Source organism: Paenarthrobacter sp. PPS72, from assembly GCF_048537125.1.
Classification (GTDB): domain Bacteria; phylum Actinomycetota; class Actinomycetes; order Actinomycetales; family Micrococcaceae; genus Arthrobacter; species Arthrobacter nitroguajacolicus_E.
Map to the genome: position 1 here is coordinate 1 of NZ_JBLYIE010000037.1, position 17,651 is coordinate 17,651.

The window sequence follows — 17,651 nt, forward strand, 5'->3', positions numbered from 1 at the left end:
CCCAAAGAACATAAACACGCCCAAGAACAGTGCCGGGTACGGGTACGGGTTCGGTTACACCCAGGGTGCGGGCGTGTGTTGCGGAGTATGTAAGCGCATGGCGGCTGATACGCGAGCCAACTTGCAGGACGGCTCCGGTGCTGCAGGCTTCCAATGAAGGATGCCTGCAGGCCGCTACCCGAACACCGCTTCCGGCGTCTCTCGCCTGACCTCCGCCGCCTGCCGCTTCCGGCGTCTCTCGCCTGACCTCCGCCGCCTGCCGCTTCCGGCGTCTCTCGCCTGACCTCCGCCGCCTGCCGCTTCCGGCGTCTCTCGTCTGACCTCCGCCGCCTGCCGCTTCCGGCGTCTCTTGCCTGACCTCCGCTGCCTGCCGCTGCCTACTGCTGGTTGCGTCCGTGGTTCGCACGCTGCTGCCTGCTGCTGGTTGCTGGCTGCCCACGGCTGGCTACTTCGGATTCCAGCACACTGCTACTTGGCCGCCCTGCGCTGTCTGCGCTCGGAACGTGCACCACGACTGGCTGCGTCGTTCCAGTTTCCTAGGACTCACAGGGCCAGCTTTAGAGGCTGTTTTCTGTCGCCACCCCGCTTAGGCTGAAAACTCGAACCTTTGATGAGTTCAGCGCAGCTGAATGCACAAAGCAACAGGGTTCAGGACCAGCCACTATCGAGGAGCACATCATGAGGATTGCCGTTACCGGCGGGAGCGGAAAACTGGGCAAGAGCGTAGTCCGGAGGCTTACGCAGGATGGCCACGACGTGCTCAACATGGACCGCGCCGGTACGCGCGGCAAGGGTTACGTCAACCTTGACCTCCGCAATTACGGGCAAGTCTTGGATGTCATCCTTGGCCTGGATGACCAGCACGACGGCGTGGACGCCATTGTTCATCTGGCCGCCATTCCCGCGCCAGGCCTTGCCCCCGACGCCGCGATCTTCGAGAACAATATGGTGTCCACTTACAACGTGTTCCAAGCGGCACGTAGGGCCGGCATCAAGAAAGTGGTCTACGCTTCCAGCGAGACGGTGCTGGGATTCCCCTTCGGCATCGACCCTCCCTACATTCCCGTGGATGAGGAGTACGCGGCCCGGCCGGAAAGCACGTACTCGCTGGTCAAGCACCTTGAGGAGCAGATGGCCATCCAGCTCACCCGATGGGATCCGGAGCTGAGCATCACGGCGCTGCGCTTCTCCAACGTCATGGACCCGGAAGATTACGACGCCTTCCCGTCCTTCGACTCCGATGCAACGCTGCGCAAATGGAATCTGTGGGGCTACATCGATGCCCGCGACGGCGCCCTGGCAGTGGTCAGGGCCCTGGAACACGGCGAACCAGGCTTCGAGACCTTCATTATCGCCGCCGCCGATACCGTGATGAGCCGAAGCAGCGCCGAATTGGCCGCGGAAGTCTTCCCCGGCGTCGAGGTCCTCAAGCACCTGGGCAAGCACGAAACCATGCTGTCCATCGACAAGGCTCGCAGGCTTCTGGGCTTTGAACCGGAGCACAGTTGGCGCAACGTCCACTCCAACCGGACTACGCCCACAGAAGACTGACACCAACCGAGGTTGACTTCGCCTGCCCGCCGACGCGCGACGGCCCACCCCTTAGCCGCAGTTTCCTGTAGGCACTCGTAAAGGGACGGGCCGTCGCAGCTTCAGCTACCGCTAGATCATGGTCATGACCATGGCGGGATCGGACAGGATTGCGCCGAGGTCGGCCAGGAATCGTGAACCCTGTTCCCCGTCTACTAAGCGGTGGTCGAAGGACAGGCTGAGGGACATGACCTGGCGTACTGCGAGTTCGTCACTGACAACCCACGGCGCCTTCCGAACAGCGCCCAGAGCTACGATGGCAGCCTCTCCCGGGTTCAAGATGGGAGTCCCGGCGTCGATGCCAAACACGCCGATGTTGGTGATGGAGATGGTGCCTCCGGACAACTCCGAAGGCGAGGTCTTGCCTGCACGCGCCGTATCAGTCAACTCAGTCAGGGCCGTGGAGAGCTCACGGAGCGTCAGGCGATCCGCATCCTTGATGTTAGGGACTGTCAGGCCCCTGGGCGTTGCGGCCGCAATGCCCAGATTTACATAGTTGAACTGGACAATCTCCTGGCTGGCCTCATCCCAGCGCGAATTCAGCGACGGGTTGTTCCGCAGCGCCACCAGCACCGCCTTGGCGGCAATGGTCAACGGCGTCAGCTTGTAGCCTTCGAACGTCCGGTTGCCTTTAAGCCGGGCCAACAACTCCATGGTTGCCGTGACGTCGACGGTCAGGAACTCCGTGACGTGCGGTGCAGTGAAAGCACTCTGCACCATGGCCGCAGCAGTGAACTTCCGGACCCCCTTGATGGGCGTCCGTGTTTCCCGCTCGCCCTTCGCGTCAGGAACCTGAGCATCGACCGGAGCTTCCGTTACACCGGAGAAATTCTGAACATCCTCACGGGTGATGAGCCCGCCCGGTCCAGTACCGGGAACCAGCTCCAGGTTGATCCCGAGGTCGCGGGCGAGCTTCCGCACCGGCGGGGTGGAACGCGGTCGCTCAGAGACTTCAGTCCCTGACTGTGGCGACACTGCGGGCTCGGCGAAAGCCGAAACCTCCGGTGCCGGGGACTTCGCCTCCGGGGCCTGACCGCGGGCACGCCGAGTCGGGCGACCTGAGTGTTCGACGACGGCGCCGTACCCCACCAGGTTCGGTTCTCGTTTCGCAGGGCTCCCAATAGCGTCGGCGGCGGCATCCGCCGGCGTACCATTCGCCGACGTCGTAGTGTCCGTCGTAGTGTCCAAGGCACCGGCAGACCCGTTGGCCGCGGCTGGTGCGCCGCCTCCGTTGGAGGAACCGGCGTCGTCCACCTCGAACGAAACGATCGGCTTGCCGACTTCCACCACCGTGCCGGGTTGCTCATGCAGTTCTGCCACCACGCCCGCGAAGGGCGAAGGCAATTCGACAACGGCCTTGGCGGTCTCGACCTCGGCGATGACCTGGTTCAGAGTAACGGTGTCCCCCACCGCCACCTTCCAGCTCAGGATTTCCGATTCAGTCAGGCCCTCGCCGAGGTCCGGCAGCCTGAATTCCTTAATCATGGTGGCGGTCATCCTTCCAGTCCACTCAGCGAATTTGGGCGACCCAGGGCCCTGTCCACGCCATCGAGAATCCTGTCCAGATCCGGCAAGTGGTGCATTTCGAGCTTCGAGTACGGGTACGGAACGTCGAAACCAGTGATGCGGACCGGGGCGGACTCCAAGTAGTGGAAGCAGCGTTCGGTAATGCTGGCAGCGATCTCGGCGCCAAGGCCACCGGATTGGCCGGCCTCGTGGGTGATGACCAGCCGTCCGGTCTTGCGGACCGAAGCTTCCACCACTGGGTAGTCCACAGGTGCCAGCGAGCGCAGATCGATGACTTCCAGCGAAATGCCTTCGTCAGCCGCGGCCATGGCAGCATCCTTGGCCGTCTTGACGAGAGGACCATAAGCAATCAAGGTGACATCAGAACCGGTGCTGACCACGGCAGCCCTGTCCAGGGGAAGGGCAGAGGAGAGATCGAGGGTCTCATCCACGTCGCCCTTGTCGTGATAACGCCGTTTGGGTTCGAAGTAGAGGACGGGATCATCGGAAGCAATAGCCTGCTGGATCATCGTGTAGGCATCCTGCGGGTTGGACACAGCCACCACCCGAAGGCCAGAGGTGTGCGTGAAGTAGGCCTCTGGTGATTCGGAGTGATGCTCCGGGGATCCGATGCCGCCACCGAAAGGAACACGAATGGTGATGGGCATCTTGACCCGCCCCTGGGTGCGGTAGTGCATTTTGGCCACTTGGCTGACGATTTGGTCGAACGCCGGGTAGATAAAACCATCGAACTGGATCTCGCAGACCGGCCGGTAACCGCGATAGGCCAAGCCGACTGCGGTGCCTATGATGCCGGACTCAGCCAGCGGCGAATCGATCACCCTGTGCTTTCCGAAATCTTTCTGCAGCCCATCCGTGACGCGGAAGACGCCACCGAGCGAGCCGATGTCCTCTCCCATGAGGACCACTTTGGGATCGTTTTCGAGGGACTTCCGGAGGCCGGCATTGATGGCTCGGGCAAAAGTGAGCTTGGACATCAGAGTGCACCTTCCTCGACCGGCTGGTTGAAACTGTTCAGGTAGCGCGAGTAATGGTCCTTCTGGCGTTCAATCCAGGAATTGGGCGTGCTGTAGACGTGGTTGAAAACGTCCAGCGGTTGCGGGTCCGGCATATCGATGCAGCTGGACCGAAGTTCGGCAGCCACAGTGTCGGCCTTGGACTTCACCCGGGCTTCGACGTCTTCCGTCAGCAGGCCCTTCGCCTCCAGCAGCTTGCGCAGCCTCAGGATCGGGTCCTTGGCAGCCCAGTCCTCCAGCTCGATTGGGTCACGGTAACGGGTGGGATCATCAGCGGTGGTATGCGGACCCATGCGGTAGGTGACAGCCTCAATAAAGGTAGGTCCACCGCCCTTACGGGCCCGATCCAAAGCCACACGAGTCGCAGCCATGACCGCCAGGACATCGTTGCCATCAACCCGCATGCTCGGGATACCAAAACCGGTGGGCCTGTCAGCCAGCTGAACGTGGGACTGTACGCGTACGGGCTCGGAAATTGCCCAATGGTTGTTCTGGCAGAAGAACACTACGGGAGCCTGGTAGCTCGCAGCGAAGACCATGGCCTCATTGACGTCGCCTTCACTGGTGGCACCATCGCCAAAATAGGCAAGGACCGCGGTATTCGCACCATCCAACTGCACCCCCATGGCATAGCCGGTGGCGTGCAGGCTCTGGGAACCAATGATGATCTGAGGCGTTGCCAGGTTGATGCGCAGCGGATCCCACCCATAAGAAGCATTGCCACGCCATACGCGGGCGATCTCGGACAGGTGTGCCCCACGTACATAGGCCACCCCGCTTTCGCGGTAGCTGGGGAAGACGAAGTCGTCGTCCCGCAGCGAGCGGCTCGAGCCGATCTGAGCTGCTTCCTGACCCAGCAACGGGGGCCACAACGCGAGCTCTCCCTGGCGCTGAAGAGCCGTAGCCTCCGCATCGATACGGCGTATGACCGTCATGTCCTCATACAAGGAACACAGATGCTCATCGCCGATGTCCTTGACCCAGATATCAAATTCGGGATGGCTGATGCGCTCGCCTTCCGGCGACACCAACTGGAGCAGATCGCCGCCAGTCCTCAAGGGATTTTGTGCACTATGTCCTGGGTTTGGAGTGTCTTGGTGCACTCCTTTGCCCGCCTGATCCGTCAACACAGGTGATCGCAACCTTCCGGCTCGGTTTCGTCGGCGCTGGCTGGACTTGTGATCCTGCCGCAGACCGGCCCTCCGGCACCTTCGCCGGAGCTAATTGTGACCCTACTCACAACGCGCATCAGGTACAACTACCCCTAGCAATATTGAGCATTCTGCCCTGTTTCAGCCGTCAAGGTCGTGCTAATCTTGCGCATTATGCAACCCTTGGATGGCACTGACACCCGACTACTTTCCGCCATGGCCAAGGATCCGCGCGGGACCGTGGTGGCACTCGCTCAAAAGCTGGGCTTGTCCCGCAACACGGTGCAAGCCCGCATGGCCCAGCTCGAGAAGAAGCACGCATTCCTTTCCTTCGAGCGGAGGATCAATCCGGTGGCCCTCGGCTACCCGCTGACGGCGTTCATCACCGTCCATGTGCAGCAGCAGAAATTGGCGTCGCTGGCCCAAGACCTGGCCGACATTCCGGAGATCCTTGAAGGCTTCGGGCTGACGGGTTCGGCCGACCTGTTGCTGCGTGTCGTTGCCTTGGATGCAGAGGATCTTTACCGTATCAACGGGAAGATCCTCGGCTGTAACGGTGTGGACCGGACGGATACGGCGCTGGCCATGAGGGAAATGATCCCCTACCGGGTGCAACCGTTGTTGGGGCGGCGTACCGACGCCTGAATTCCCTCCCTGCCCGCAGGTCCCTGCCTGCAGTTGCTGCTTGCGCACTCTTGCCCGTGGAAACGGACATGCGGTTTGATGCAAGGGGACGCATCGGGGACCGGCCAGAGGTCCCCGGCCAATAGCCACTCGGCCACTACGGCCAGCAATCACCGAAGAAGAGCCGAAAAGTGCTGTGGATCGTCCTCAGTGCGGTCGCATTAGTGATCGTGCTGGCCGTTCTCCTCTACATTTTCGAGGGCACGGACCATCTCAAGATGAGCAGCATCCGCCTGCGCCCCTCAATGACGTAGCGACCGGGTTCAAAGGCAGCATTAGAATAATCCGGTCCAGCACCCATCCACCTGCACATATGGTCCGAATCACTGCTTGAGAGCCCCAGCCGGGGCTCAGCAGGACGGCCGGGTTTCCGGCCATCACCCGAAGGTTCGGTCCAATGCGTACTTCGCCGTTCCAGCCTTGGCAGCGGCTGCCGCTGCGCATGTCGCAGCCATGGCAGCCGGCGTCTCCACCCAGCGCTCACTTGATGTGGGCCAGCTTGCTGCCTCGGCCTGACGCTCATGGCACTTGCCGGAGCGGGCTGGTTGAGGCGGCAGCACAAGACCAACGACGGCGGCGCCCACGGCCAGCCAAGGACCGGGCGGCTTCTGGCAGCCGCGTTCGGAGCCGCCGTCGTTGTTGCAACAGTGGCAACACCCGGCCTGGCAGCATCCATGGCCGGGCAGCACGCCGTCCCCCGTGGTGAACACGGCCAGGAGCCGGACGGAAACAACGGCCAGGGCCCCAATCCCGCCCTGGACCCGGGTCGCCACCACTAGGCGGCGGCTGGACCGGCGCACCATTAACAATGCCCACTGTTGATGGTGCGCCTGGTTCGTGGATCATGGAGCCATGGATCCCATCGAGGCGCTCGACGAAATTGCCTTCTGGCTGGAACGCAGCCTTGCCCCCACATTCAAAGTCCAAGCCTTCCGCAAAGCGGCCGACGCCGTCCGGCAGGTTGCGCCCGAAGAGCTGGCCAAGCTGGTCAGCAGCGGCCGGATAAAGAGCGTCAAGGGCGTCGGAAGCCGGAGCGCCGAAGTCATCACGCAGGCCATGGAGGATCGCATCCCCGGCTATCTGGCCGATCTGCGTCAACGCGGAACAGAATCTTTGGCCTCCGGGGGTGACACGCTGCGGGCCGCGCTGCGCGGGGACCTTCACAGTCACAGCAACTGGTCCGACGGCGGTTCCCCTATCGAAGCCATGGTGGCCGCAGCGCGGACCCTCGGCCGGGAGTATCTTGCCCTGACTGACCACTCCCCCAACCTCACCATTGCCAACGGCCTTAGCGTCGAACGGCTCGAGAAGCAGTTGGGAGTGGTGGAAGGCATCAACGCCTCCCAGGATGATTTCCGATTGCTCAAGGGCATCGAGGTGGACATCCTTGAAGACGGAACACTGGACCAGACCCCGGACATGCTGGGCCGTCTGGACATAGTTGTTGCGAGCGTCCACTCCAAGCTGCGAGCCGACAGAAAGACCATGACCGCGCGAATGCTCGGCGGCATCAATGATCCCCACACCAACGTCTTGGGACATTGCACGGGCCGCTTGGTCCAGGGATCGCGGGGTACCAGGCCTGAGTCCGAATTCGATGCCGCCAAAGTCTTCAAAGAGTGCGCCGAATGGGGTGTGGCCGTTGAAATCAATTCACGGCCGGAGCGGCAGGACCCGCCGGACGACCTCATCAAAATGGCCCTCGACGCCGGCTGCCTGTTCAGCATAGACAGCGACGCCCATGCTCCCGGCCAGCTCGATTTCCTGCAGTACGGGGCGGAGCGGGCCGAAGCCCAAGGTGTGCCGAAGGAACGGATTGTCACCACATGGCCGCTGGAGCAGTTGAAGGAGTGGCTGAGCCTGAAGAAGTGACCGGCCTCACGCAGGAAGGCTCCTCCTGCGGTTCGCGGGAGGAGCCTTCCTGTTGTGTTGTGGTGTTCGTGTGGGCGGGCTAGTGGTCTACGGCCTTCTCAGCACCGACGCCGGTCAGCGATCGCACCTCCATCTCCGCCTGCTTGGCCGGGTCCTCGCGCCGCTTGTCCAGGACCGTCCCCAGCCAGCCCAGGAAGAAGGCCAGCGGGATGGACACGATGCCCGGGTTGCTCAGGGGGAAGAGGGCAAAGTTCGCTCCCGGGATCATGGAGGTCTTTGCGCCCGAAACTACTGGCGAGAAGGTGATCAGCAAGATGGCCGCAGCAAGACCGCCATACATGCTCCACACCGCGCCCTGGGTAGTGAACTTCTTCCAGAACAAAGAGTAGACGATGGTGGGTAGGTTAGCCGAGGCCGCAACCGCGAACGCCAAAGCCACCAGGAAGGCCACATTCTGGCCATTGGCGAAGATGCCACCGAGGATGGCGAGGACACCGATCACCAGTACCGTTCGTCGGGCCACCTTCACCTCGGTAATTGCATCGGCTTTGCCCTTGGCAATGACATTGGCATAGATGTCATGGGCGAAGGATGCTGCCGCCGTGATGGTCAGACCGGCCACCACCGCCAGGATGGTGGCGAAGGCCACAGCCGAGATAAAGCCCAGGAGCAGTGGCCCACCAAGGTGGAAGGCCAGCAGCGGTGCGGCGGAGTTGACACCGCCGGGTGCGGATTTGATGGTTTCCGCACCCACAAGGGCAGCTGCTCCGTAGCCCAGCACCAACGTGAACAGGTAGAACAGGCCGATCAGCCAGATGGCCCAGACAACGGACTTGCGGGCTTCTTTTGCCGTGGGGACGGTGTAGAAGCGCATCAGGACGTGAGGCAGGGCTGCGGTTCCGAGGACCAGTGCGAGGCCAAGGGACATGAAGTCGAGCTTGGACGTCTCGGTCTTGCCATACTGCAGGCCCGGGTTCAGGATGGCGGGATTGTTGGCGGCCTCAGCTGCGGAGCCCAGCAGGCTGGAGAGGTTGAACCCATAGATCGCAAGCACCATGGCCGTCATGACTCCGGCACCGGCAATGAGCAGGATGGCCTTGATGATCTGCACCCAGGTGGTGCCCTTCATGCCGCCGATCAGTACGTACATGATCATCAAGGCGCCGACGACGATGATCACCAGGGCTTGGCCGCCCCAGTCGCTGATGCCCAGAAGGAGCGAGATCAGGCTGCCTGCACCTGCCATCTGCGCGAGCAAATAGAAGAAGCAAACGGCCAGGGTGGACAGAGCTGCCGCGATACGGACGGGTCGCTGGCGCAAGCGGAAGGACAGAACGTCGGCCATGGTGAACTTACCGGTGTTGCGGAGCAGTTCAGCCACCAGGAGCAGGGCAACCAGCCAAGCGACAAGGAACCCGATGGAGTAAAGGAACCCGTCGTAGCCGTTGATGGCGATAGCACCGGTGATTCCGAGGAATGACGCCGCCGAAAGGTAGTCGCCGGCGATCGCAGTGCCGTTCTGGGAACCGGTAAAAGATCGGCCGGCTGCGTAGTAGTCCGCCGCGGTCTTATTGTTCCGGCTTGCCCGGAAGACGATCACCATGGTGACCGCCACGAAGAGGGCGAAGATACCCATGTTGAGCAGGGTGGTGTCTTTCAGCGCTTCGACGTTGACTGCTGCCGGGATCATGGTGTTCATTTGCTTGCCCCGCTGATCACGTTGCCGTCCTTATCGAATTCGTGGCCCTCGATCTCGTTGCGGATTTCAGCAGCGATGGGGTCCAGCTTCCTGTTGGAGTAGCTCACGTACCAAGCCGTGATGCCGAAGGTGGTGACGAACTGCAGCAGGCCGAGAATCAGGCCGACATTGATGTTGCCCCAAACCTTGATGGACATAAAGCCCACTGCGTAGTCGGCCAGGAGAACGTAAGCGAAATACCAGAGCAGGAATACGACTGCCATCGGGAAGACAAAGCTGCGGTGCCGCTTGCGCAGTGTCTTGAACCGTTCCGTCTGTTGGACTTCCTGGAAGTCCACGGACGCCGTTGCGTCCTGGGGTTGGGCCTCATTACCCATGGTTCCTCCTGATTGTGATGTATCCACATCAGCTCCACGCACAGTGCCAATGCGACTGCGCCAATGTGACTGCAATCACTATCGAACGCGTCGGGGTACCTGTTCCAGAGAATCATCCACCGCCGTCGCTCAGCGGTTGTGACGCTGCGCCAAGCGGCGGATGCGAGGGCTATTCGGGGACAGGGGAGGAGGCAGGAGCGGGTCCGGCTACGCTGGCCTTATGCCCGATTCCCCGCTTTTCACCGTAGCCGCGATCGCCGTGATCGTGCTGGCCGTCGCCGTCGTCGTGGGCGTCGGCTTCAAGGTGATCCGATCGTTCCGCGACCTTGGCACGGACGCCGAGCGTGCCACTTACAACACCCTCCATGCAGCTTCCAGGGCCGGGCAGCACCTTCGCGGCGGCCTCCACCCTGCCGGGGCAGTCAAGGCCAGCAAGCAACTGCGGGCACTGCTGGGCTGCGATGCCCTGGCCATTACTGACACTGACGCCGTGCTCGCCTGGGATGGTGTCGCTGAGGAGCTCCGTCCGTCGCTGATGCGGTTCGCAGCGGAGGTTCTGACCACCGGACGAACGGTGGTGGTGTCCCTCGGGCACCCCTCACCCGCTTCACCGGACCACGGTAACCACGGTTTCAATGCTGTGATAGCACCCATCCGGGCCGGATCCAAGGTGGTTGGTTCAGTGGCCGCACTTGCACCTTCGGCGGGGGCTGGTTTGGTGAGGGCCACCAGCGAGGTGGCCGACTGGATTGCCGCGCAACTGGAGCTGGCAGAGCTGGAATCGTCGCGCACCCTCCTCATAGAGGCGGAGGTCCGGGCGCTGCGTGCCCAGATCAGCCCCCACTTCATCTACAACTCGTTGAATGCGATTGCCTCGTTCATCAATACCGATCCGGCCCGAGCCAGGGAGCTCGTAGTGGAATTCGCAGATTTCACCCGGTATTCGTTCCGGAGGCACGGCGACTTCACCACTGTGGCAGAGGAACTCCGCTGCATAGACCGCTACCTCTTGTTGGAGCGGGCCCGGTTCGGTGAACGGGTCCAGGTGAGCCTGCGCATCGCTCCGGAAGTCCTCAGCACGGTCATCCCGTTCCTCAGCCTCCAACCGCTGGTGGAGAACGCGGTCCGGCACGGTTTGGAGGCCAAGGAAGGCCCGGGACACATCACCATCTGCGCGAATGATTCGGGCGCATTTGCCGAGGTGACCATCGAGGACGACGGCGTGGGCATGGACCCGGAGCATCTGCGGTCGGTGCTCGCCGGGCACACGGACGGGGTCCATGTGGGACTTCGCAATGTGGACGCACGCCTGCGGCAGGTCTATGGCGACGAGCACGGACTTGTGATCGACACCGCCCCTGGCGAAGGGACCATGATCACCATGCGGGTTCCCAAATCCCAGCCGGGGCACGACGCCTGAAGCCGGTTAGTCTTTAATCATGATCAACGTGCTCGTCGCTGATGACGAACCGCCCGCCGTGGAGGAGCTCGCCTTCCTGTTGGGCCGGGATGAGCGGATTGGCGCCATCCATAGGGCATCGTCCGGCGCAGAGGCGCTCCGGACGTTGGAAACCGAATCCGTGGACGCTGTCTTCCTCGACATCCACATGCCGGCGCTCTCGGGCTTGGATATTGCACGCGCCATTTCGCGCACCAGCAGTCCGCCCGCCGTCGTGTTTGTCACTGCAGACGAAGACTGCGCGCTTGAAGCCTTCGACCTCGCCGCCATCGATTATCTGCTGAAGCCCTTGAGGGCGGAGCGGCTTTCCCGTTCGGTGGACCGGATCAGTGAGCTCATCAAGGACGGCACTCCCGCGCCGGAGATGATCACGGTGGACCTGGGCAGCACCACCCGCATGATCCGTCGCGACGACGTCACCTATGTGCAGGCTCAGGGCGACTACGCCCGGCTGCACACCGCCGAGTCGAGCTACCTGATCCGGGTTCCCCTCAGCGATCTTGAACAGAAGTGGGCAGACGCGGGTTTCCTCCGTATCCATCGTTCGTATCTCATCGCGCTGAACCACGTGCAGCACCTCAAGCTTTCAGCAACCGGGCCCAGCGTGGCAGTAGCCGGCGCCGAGCTGCCCATCAGCCGCAGGCACCTGCCCTCGGTCAGGGATAAGCTGCAGACCACCCGCATCCGGCCGCAGGGATGACCCGCGTCCGAGTCACCGCCCCGCGCCAATCAGCCACGGCGGCTCCGGCGGCTCCGGGCAGGTCGCCCTATCCCAAGGAGGTCGCAGAGGACTCCGATGTCGGGCGGATCTTCATCCGCTCGCTCATCCGCTCCCAGCTGCGGTTGGCGTTGGTGGTGGCTTGCGGGTTCCTGATCATTCTTGCGGTGATCGCGCTGTTCCTCGTCTATGGACCCGGCGTAGCGGAGACCCGCATCTTCGGCATTCCCTTGGATTGGCTGGTGCTGGGCGCGGGTATCTACCCCGTAATCGGGCTGAGTGCCTGGCTCTACAACCGTGCGGCAGCCCGCAATGAGGCGCGCTACCGCGACCTTGTGGAGGACATATGAACCCGGCTGTTGGTCTCTTCGCTTTTCTCGCCGTTTCCATCGCCACGGCGGTTATCGGCTTCTACGGACTGCGCATCTCACGTACCACCGGCGACTTTTACGTCGCATCACGAACTGTCCCGCCTTGGTGGAACGCGTCTGCAATCGGCGGCGAGTACCTGTCCGCTGCCAGCTTCCTGGGGGTTGCAGGACTGATTCTGCTTTCAGGAACTGATGCGCTGTGGTTCCCCGTGGGCTACACCGCCGGATACCTGATGCTCCTGCTCTTCGTAGCCGCTCCCCTGCGCCGCTCCGGCGCCTACACGATTCCCGATTTCACCGAAGCCCGCTTGGACTCCAAGCTGGTCCGCCGGGTGACGAGCCTCGTGGTTGTCGCCGTTGGATGGCTGTACATCGTTCCCCAACTCCACGGCGCCGCCCTCACCATCCGGATCACCACAGGCCTTCCATCGTGGGTAGGTTCGACGGCGGTGGTACTGGTTGTGTGCCTCACGGTGGTGGCAGGTGGCATGCGCTCCATAACCTTCGTTCAGGCCTTTCAGTACTGGCTCAAACTGACTGCTTTGGCAGTGCCGGTGGTGTTCGTCCTGCTGGTGCTGGCCGGCAACGGCGCACAACCGCAGGCGCCCCTGCCCATCAACCCCACCGGCCAAAGCGCTTCGGGGGCATACCAACACATTTCGCTCTTGGTAGCGTTGCTCTTTGGAACCCTGGGCCTCCCGCATGTCCTGGTGAGGTTCTATACCAACCCGGACGGCCAATCGGCCCGCCGAACAACTTTGATCGTCCTTGGCCTGCTCTCCGTCTTCTACTTGTTTCCTACGGTTTCGGGGGCTGTAGGAAGGATGTTCGCCCCACAGCTCGCGCAGTCCGGACAAGCCGATGCCTTGGTCTTGTTGCTGCCCGGCAGGCTAGTGGGTGGCATGGTCGGCGACTTGCTGTCCGCCCTGGTTGTGGCAGGTGCCTTCGCTGCTTTCCTGTCCACGACGTCCGGCTTGGTGGTTTCGCTGTCCGGCGTCATCAGCCAGGACCTCTTTGGAGGAAGCGTGAGTGGCTTCCGGCTCGCTGCGGTGCTCGCCGCCGTCGTGCCTTTGGGATTTGCCTTGATGACTGACAGCCTGGCGCTGGCTGGAAGCGTTGGCTTGGTCTTCGCTTTCACGGCCTCCACCATTTGCCCGGTGCTTCTGCTGGGGATCTGGTGGCGTGGGCTGACTGATACGGGCGCCATCGCGGGCATGCTGACCGGAGCGTTCCTCTGTGGTGGCGCCATGGTGACGGGCACCATCATGGGACCCGGTAACGCGCCCGCTTGGTTGGCGCAGCCCGCCGCGTGGAGCGTCCCGGCCGCATTCGCGGTGACCATAGCCGTGTCAATCATGACAAAGAACCGGGTGCCGGCTTCCGTGAACCGTGCCATGTCGCGCCTGCACGTGCCGGAGCGGCCAGTAGTCACCGAGAGATAGCGGTAGGAAGCCGTTGTCCGGGGCCACTGCAGGGTGGACAATGACGCCATGTCCGAGGAACCGGGTGCCGCCAGTCCAGAGCCGCCGGCCCCCACACCGGAACTATCTCCAAGCGTCCGCGCGCAGTTGTTGGCGACGGAACACTGGAGCCTGCTTGCCTCAAGGAGCACCACCCAAGGCGAAGTCCTCACACGCATCAGCATGTTCCTGACGTTTACCTCGGCAAGCCTGCTGAGCGTGGCACTGGTGGGTAACGCCACTCAGTTTTCAGACGCATTCAGGGCCTTCGCGTTGACCATATTATGCCTTGACCTTGTGGTCGGCCTTCTCACCCATATGCGCGTAATGAGCGTGGGAATGGAGGACCTTATGTATGTTCTGGCAATGAACCGGCTACGGGCTGCGTATATCGATCTGGATCCGGGGATGACGCCCTACCTCATGGCTGGGCACCACGACGACGAAGAAGGCGCCAAGCGGACTTACTACTTCCTCGGCGGGCGGACAGATTTTAGCCAAGTGGCGGGCAGCAGCATGGTTTTCATGGGTTTTGTTAACTCGGCGCTGATCGCCTTGCTGCTTGGCTCAGCAATGCTGACCGCCGGGCTTCCACCTCTCGCGGCAATACCTGTTGCCGTTCTGGTCGCGCTGGCCTTTTTCGGCACGTCGCTGGTACGCGGGCATCGTCGCTATCTGGCCGTTTGGAAAAAGAATCCGCCGATCTCGCCCACTCCCCCGCAGGCTTGATGCGGTTCTTTAGTCGATGGCCGCCATGAGCTCAACAACACGGGCGAGAAAGGCGTCCACCTGGGCCTCCTCGTAGCCCTCGGCGCCCTTGGCCGCACGGAAGACAGCACGTCGCACGGTGTCCACGCTAAGGGCTTGATCGTGCTCAAGGTATCCGATGAGTTCGGCGCACAGACCATCCACGTCCTGGACGTTGTAGCTGCGGGTCCTTTTCCCGGACGGGCGACGGAACCTCTCGCCGTCGGGCCGGTGCAGCCTGCCGCGCAGGATGCCGGAGAGCTTGCCGATCTCCCGCAGCCACGCCTCCTCGCCCTGCTGGCTGATGAGATCGTCCCTCTCCCGGCGCGCGAACGCGTCCTCCAACCGGTCCAGTGCAGCATCAACGCTGTTGGCGTCGTAACCACCCTTGACGGGGTCAAAAGCCACAGCCCGGACGTCCACGCTTGCCACTTGGTCGGCGGTGCCGACGGGATTCTCAAACGATGTCCTGGCTCGCTGGAGGAAGTCATCCACTTGCTTGGCGTTATAGCCGTACTTGCTGCGCTCCACGCGATCGAACGTTGCGGGAATCTGGCGTCGAATATCCAAGGCCACTAATTTTCCTTCATTGGTTGTCAGACGCCGCTCAGCAGCGCGAACAAAACATAGGCTACAGGGGCTGCGAACACGATCGAGTCCAAACGGTCCATCACGCCACCGTGGCCGGGCAGGATGCTGCTCATGTCCTTAACGCCAAGTTCGCGCTTGACCATGGACTCGGCGAGGTCTCCGGCGGTTGATGCGGCCACCATGCAGACGGCCAGCACGAGGCCCACCCACCAGGGTTTATCGAGCAGGAAGATACAGGCAAGGACGCCGATGACCATGGCGCCACCCACCGATCCCGCGAAGCCCTCCCAGGACTTTTTGGGGCTGATCTTCGGGGCCATGGGGTGCTTCCCGAACGTGGCACCCACAATGTAGCCGAACGTGTCGTTCGAGACCACCAACAGCAGCAAGGTGGCTATCTGCCATGCGCCGTCGGGGATCCCGCCCGGCCAGAACCCCACTGGAGTGGCGCCACCTGTGGCGTGAAGCGGCAATGCCGCGAAGCTGATGAGGAACGGTACCCAGGCCAGCGTGAAAACGCCGGCAAACACGCTCCGTGGTGCCCCCGCAGCACTCTCGATGGAGCGCCACAGCAGAACGGCCACGGAGCTCGCCGTCATGGTGAAAAGCAAACCCTCGAGTCCGCCGAAGTAGGCCGATACCGGCATCACCAGGCTGCCGATCATCACGGGAACGATCGGCATCCTGGTCCCCTGCGCCTCAAGCGCCCGGAAAACTTCCCAAACACCCAGCACCGCAAAAGCGGTAGTAAGCAGGACGAATCCCAGCGGAAGGAAAAGCAATCCACCCAAGACGGCCAAAAGCATGGCAAGCCCGACGCCGATGGCCGCCGGAAGGTTCCGGCCAGCCTTGGGTGTGGGGTTCGTCCGCACGCGCTTCACGCGCTTGGGGGTATCGCGTGTCGGGACCCGCTCAGCGGGCGCCGGCTCAGCCTGGTTCATCAGACCTCGAGCAGCTCGGCTTCCTTGCGCTTGAGCAGTTCGTCGATGCTGTCCACGTGCTGCTTGGTCAGGGCGTCGAGTTCCTTCTCGGCGCGTGCACCCTCGTCTTCTCCTGCGTCGCCGTCCTTGACGAGCTTATCCAGGGAATCCTTGGCCTTGCGGCGGATGCTTCGGATGGAAACCTTGGCATCCTCACCCTTGCCCTTGACGATCTTCACGTACTCCTTGCGGCGCTCCTTGGTGAGTTCCGGGATGGTCACGCGGATGACGTTGCCGTCGTTGGACGGGTTGGCCCCAACCTCGGAGTCGCTCAGTGCCTTCTCGATGTCACGCAGCGCGGTCTTGTCGTAAGGGGTGATCAGGATGGTCCGGGCATCCGGCACACCGAAGGAGGCCAGCTGCTGCAGCGGGGTGGGCGTGCCGTAGTACTCCACGATCACCTTGTTGTAGAGGGCGGGGTTGGCGCGGCCGGTACGGATCGACGCGAAATCGTCCTTGGCTACCTCCACCGCCTTATCCATTTTCTCGCCGGCTTCGAGCAAGGTCTCTTCGATCACGGGTTTCTCCTCAGAAATAGTTGCTGCCCAACTGCAGGCGGCAATGCACAGTAAAGCAATGCACAGTAAAGATCCGCCACCAGGGGCGGACGGTCCTAGAAATATCCTAGCCCTTGCTAGGGAGTAACCAGGGTACCCAGCGTTTCGCCGAGGATGGCACGGGTAACGTTGCCCTCACCCTCCATGCCGAAGACCACCATGGAAAGACTGTTGTCCTTGCACATGGTCATTGCAGTCTGGTCCATGACCCGGATGTCGCGGCGCAAGGCTTCGTCGTAGCTGAGGACATCAAGCTTCTCCGCCAGCGGATCCTTCTTGGGATCGGCAGTGTAGACGCCGTCCACACCGCTCTTGGCCATGAGGACCACGTCTGCGTGCACTTCAAGGGCGCGCTGTGCCGCAACGGTGTCGGTGGAGAAGTATGGCAAGCCGGCGCCCGCGCCGAAAATGACCACGCGGCCCTTTTCCATATGGCGGATGGCTCGGCGCGGAATGTAGGCCTCTGCGACTTGGCCCATGGTGATGGCGCTCTGGACCCTGGTCTCTACTCCGGCCTGCTCCAGGAAGTCCTGCAGAGCCAGGCAGTTCATCACGGTGCCCAGCATGCCCATGTAGTCGGCGCGGGAGCGGTCCATGCCGCTTTGTGACAGTTCGGCGCCGCGGAAGAAGTTACCTCCGCCGACAACGATCGCCACTTCTACCTCGGTGACAGCTGCCGCGATTTGCTTGGCGATGGCGCGGACGGTCTCAGGATCGACGCCGAGCTTGCCTCCGCCGATGACCTCGCCGGAAAGTTTCAGAAGTACACGTCGACGGGTCTTCTCGGGCTGGATAGCAGTGTTGACGGTTTCCATGGTGCCTTCCCGTTGGTGGACTCTGGCTAGATTATCG

The 17,651-nt window shown here is 62.3% G+C and carries 19 protein-coding genes; 10 read left to right on the top strand and 9 right to left on the bottom strand.

Annotation, left to right across the window (positions count from 1 at the left end):
• Nucleotides 1-678: 678 nt before the first annotated feature.
• On the top strand, nucleotides 679-1,551 hold the full coding sequence (locus ACLRGI_RS15110) for an NAD-dependent epimerase/dehydratase family protein (RefSeq protein ID WP_419202441.1): 873 nt from the start codon (nucleotides 679-681) through the stop codon (nucleotides 1,549-1,551).
• A 111-nt stretch (nucleotides 1,552-1,662) separates the two neighbouring features.
• Here ACLRGI_RS15110 and ACLRGI_RS15115 read toward each other — a convergent pair whose 3' ends face one another.
• Genes ACLRGI_RS15115 through pdhA form a run of 3 tightly spaced genes read right to left on the bottom strand, consistent with a single transcriptional unit; the run spans nucleotide 1,663 to nucleotide 5,263 of the window.
• Nucleotides 1,663-3,087, bottom strand: a complete 1,425-nt coding sequence (locus ACLRGI_RS15115; protein ID WP_419202442.1) for a dihydrolipoamide acetyltransferase family protein — start codon at nucleotides 3,085-3,087, stop codon at nucleotides 1,663-1,665.
• Nucleotides 3,084-4,094, bottom strand: coding sequence for an alpha-ketoacid dehydrogenase subunit beta (locus ACLRGI_RS15120; protein WP_419202443.1), 1,011 nt, complete (start codon nucleotides 4,092-4,094; stop codon nucleotides 3,084-3,086). Before ACLRGI_RS15120 ends, ACLRGI_RS15115 begins: the two co-directional genes overlap by 4 nt.
• Nucleotides 4,094-5,263, bottom strand: a complete 1,170-nt coding sequence (gene pdhA / locus ACLRGI_RS15125) for a pyruvate dehydrogenase (acetyl-transferring) E1 component subunit alpha (protein ID WP_419202444.1) — start codon at nucleotides 5,261-5,263, stop codon at nucleotides 4,094-4,096. The genes ACLRGI_RS15120 and pdhA overlap by 1 nt, the downstream gene beginning before the upstream one ends.
• A gap of 195 nt (nucleotides 5,264-5,458) precedes the next feature.
• Between pdhA and ACLRGI_RS15130 the strand changes: the two genes are divergently transcribed.
• The 4 genes from ACLRGI_RS15130 (at nucleotide 5,459) to ACLRGI_RS15145 (ending at nucleotide 7,840) form a co-directional block, all read left to right on the top strand.
• Nucleotides 5,459-5,929, top strand: a complete 471-nt coding sequence (locus ACLRGI_RS15130) for an Lrp/AsnC family transcriptional regulator (protein WP_419202467.1) — start codon at nucleotides 5,459-5,461, stop codon at nucleotides 5,927-5,929.
• 369 nt (nucleotides 5,930-6,298) lie between these two features.
• The gene (locus ACLRGI_RS15135; protein ID WP_419202445.1) at nucleotides 6,299-6,484 is read left to right on the top strand and encodes a hypothetical protein; all 186 of its coding nucleotides are present in this window, start codon (nucleotides 6,299-6,301) and stop codon (nucleotides 6,482-6,484) included.
• Nucleotides 6,485-6,489: 5 nt separating this feature from the next.
• Nucleotides 6,490-6,747 (top strand): hypothetical protein, encoded by a 258-nt coding sequence (locus ACLRGI_RS15140; protein ID WP_419202446.1) that lies wholly within the window; start codon nucleotides 6,490-6,492, stop codon nucleotides 6,745-6,747.
• Nucleotides 6,748-6,820: 73 nt separating this feature from the next.
• Entirely contained in the window at nucleotides 6,821-7,840 is a 1,020-nt protein-coding gene (locus ACLRGI_RS15145; protein WP_419202447.1) for a PHP domain-containing protein, read from the top strand.
• Between the two features lie 79 nt (nucleotides 7,841-7,919).
• Here the strand turns inward: ACLRGI_RS15145 and ACLRGI_RS15150 are convergent, their stop codons facing one another.
• Entirely contained in the window at nucleotides 7,920-9,539 is a 1,620-nt protein-coding gene (locus ACLRGI_RS15150; RefSeq protein WP_419202448.1) for a monocarboxylic acid transporter, read from the bottom strand.
• Entirely contained in the window at nucleotides 9,536-9,916 is a 381-nt protein-coding gene (locus tag ACLRGI_RS15155; RefSeq protein WP_419202449.1) for a DUF485 domain-containing protein, read from the bottom strand. The genes ACLRGI_RS15150 and ACLRGI_RS15155 overlap by 4 nt, the downstream gene beginning before the upstream one ends.
• A gap of 220 nt (nucleotides 9,917-10,136) precedes the next feature.
• On the opposite strand from ACLRGI_RS15155, the gene ACLRGI_RS15160 reads away from it, so the two are divergent.
• The 5 genes from ACLRGI_RS15160 to ACLRGI_RS15180 are packed head-to-tail and all read left to right on the top strand — an operon-like array spanning nucleotide 10,137 to nucleotide 14,653.
• Entirely contained in the window at nucleotides 10,137-11,336 is a 1,200-nt protein-coding gene (locus ACLRGI_RS15160; RefSeq protein ID WP_419202450.1) for a sensor histidine kinase, read from the top strand.
• A 19-nt stretch (nucleotides 11,337-11,355) separates the two neighbouring features.
• The gene (locus tag ACLRGI_RS15165; protein WP_419202451.1) at nucleotides 11,356-12,075 is read left to right on the top strand and encodes a LytR/AlgR family response regulator transcription factor; all 720 of its coding nucleotides are present in this window, start codon (nucleotides 11,356-11,358) and stop codon (nucleotides 12,073-12,075) included.
• Nucleotides 12,072-12,443, top strand: coding sequence for a DUF485 domain-containing protein (locus ACLRGI_RS15170; protein ID WP_419202452.1), 372 nt, complete (start codon nucleotides 12,072-12,074; stop codon nucleotides 12,441-12,443). Before ACLRGI_RS15165 ends, ACLRGI_RS15170 begins: the two co-directional genes overlap by 4 nt.
• Nucleotides 12,440-13,906 carry a sodium/solute symporter gene (locus ACLRGI_RS15175; protein ID WP_419202453.1) on the top strand — a complete coding sequence of 489 codons (1,467 nt, stop codon included), beginning with the start codon at nucleotides 12,440-12,442 and terminating at the stop codon, nucleotides 13,904-13,906. The genes ACLRGI_RS15170 and ACLRGI_RS15175 overlap by 4 nt, the downstream gene beginning before the upstream one ends.
• A gap of 48 nt (nucleotides 13,907-13,954) precedes the next feature.
• Nucleotides 13,955-14,653, top strand: coding sequence for a hypothetical protein (locus ACLRGI_RS15180; protein ID WP_419202454.1), 699 nt, complete (start codon nucleotides 13,955-13,957; stop codon nucleotides 14,651-14,653).
• A gap of 9 nt (nucleotides 14,654-14,662) precedes the next feature.
• Here the strand turns inward: ACLRGI_RS15180 and ACLRGI_RS15185 are convergent, their stop codons facing one another.
• The 4 genes from ACLRGI_RS15185 to pyrH all read right to left on the bottom strand — a co-directional run bounded on the left by ACLRGI_RS15185 (nucleotide 14,663) and on the right by pyrH (nucleotide 17,614).
• Nucleotides 14,663-15,247, bottom strand: coding sequence for a DivIVA domain-containing protein (locus ACLRGI_RS15185; protein WP_419202455.1), 585 nt, complete (start codon nucleotides 15,245-15,247; stop codon nucleotides 14,663-14,665).
• Nucleotides 15,248-15,267: 20 nt separating this feature from the next.
• Nucleotides 15,268-16,203 (bottom strand): phosphatidate cytidylyltransferase, encoded by a 936-nt coding sequence (locus ACLRGI_RS15190; RefSeq protein WP_419202456.1) that lies wholly within the window; start codon nucleotides 16,201-16,203, stop codon nucleotides 15,268-15,270.
• Nucleotides 16,203-16,760: a ribosome recycling factor gene (frr, locus tag ACLRGI_RS15195; protein WP_419202457.1), complete on the bottom strand. Its 558-nt coding sequence runs from the start codon at nucleotides 16,758-16,760 to the stop codon at nucleotides 16,203-16,205. The genes ACLRGI_RS15190 and frr overlap by 1 nt, the downstream gene beginning before the upstream one ends.
• Before the next feature lie 116 nt (nucleotides 16,761-16,876).
• Entirely contained in the window at nucleotides 16,877-17,614 is a 738-nt protein-coding gene (gene pyrH, locus ACLRGI_RS15200) for a UMP kinase (RefSeq protein WP_419202458.1), read from the bottom strand.
• Nucleotides 17,615-17,651 lie beyond the last annotated feature (37 nt).

Bases quoted from the DNA above. Each gene is read 5' to 3' on its own strand.
- ACLRGI_RS15160 (WP_419202450.1), top strand. From the start codon at position 10,137: ATGCCCGATTCCCCGCTTTTCACCGTAGCCGCGATCGCCGTGATCGTG.
- ACLRGI_RS15190 (WP_419202456.1), bottom strand. From the start codon at position 16,203: ATGAACCAGGCTGAGCCGGCGCCCGCTGAGCGGGTCCCGACACGCGAT.
- ACLRGI_RS15115 (WP_419202442.1), bottom strand. From the start codon at position 3,087: ATGACCGCCACCATGATTAAGGAATTCAGGCTGCCGGACCTCGGCGAG.
- ACLRGI_RS15170 (WP_419202452.1), top strand. From the start codon at position 12,072: ATGACCCGCGTCCGAGTCACCGCCCCGCGCCAATCAGCCACGGCGGCT.
- ACLRGI_RS15145 (WP_419202447.1), top strand. From the start codon at position 6,821: ATGGATCCCATCGAGGCGCTCGACGAAATTGCCTTCTGGCTGGAACGC.
- ACLRGI_RS15140 (WP_419202446.1), top strand. From the start codon at position 6,490: ATGGCACTTGCCGGAGCGGGCTGGTTGAGGCGGCAGCACAAGACCAAC.
- ACLRGI_RS15165 (WP_419202451.1), top strand. From the start codon at position 11,356: ATGATCAACGTGCTCGTCGCTGATGACGAACCGCCCGCCGTGGAGGAG.
- ACLRGI_RS15155 (WP_419202449.1), bottom strand. From the start codon at position 9,916: ATGGGTAATGAGGCCCAACCCCAGGACGCAACGGCGTCCGTGGACTTC.
- ACLRGI_RS15180 (WP_419202454.1), top strand. From the start codon at position 13,955: ATGTCCGAGGAACCGGGTGCCGCCAGTCCAGAGCCGCCGGCCCCCACA.
- ACLRGI_RS15150 (WP_419202448.1), bottom strand. From the start codon at position 9,539: ATGAACACCATGATCCCGGCAGCAGTCAACGTCGAAGCGCTGAAAGAC.
- ACLRGI_RS15120 (WP_419202443.1), bottom strand. From the start codon at position 4,094: ATGTCCAAGCTCACTTTTGCCCGAGCCATCAATGCCGGCCTCCGGAAG.
- ACLRGI_RS15130 (WP_419202467.1), top strand. From the start codon at position 5,459: ATGCAACCCTTGGATGGCACTGACACCCGACTACTTTCCGCCATGGCC.
- ACLRGI_RS15110 (WP_419202441.1), top strand. From the start codon at position 679: ATGAGGATTGCCGTTACCGGCGGGAGCGGAAAACTGGGCAAGAGCGTA.
- ACLRGI_RS15175 (WP_419202453.1), top strand. From the start codon at position 12,440: ATGAACCCGGCTGTTGGTCTCTTCGCTTTTCTCGCCGTTTCCATCGCC.
- pyrH (WP_419202458.1), bottom strand. From the start codon at position 17,614: ATGGAAACCGTCAACACTGCTATCCAGCCCGAGAAGACCCGTCGACGT.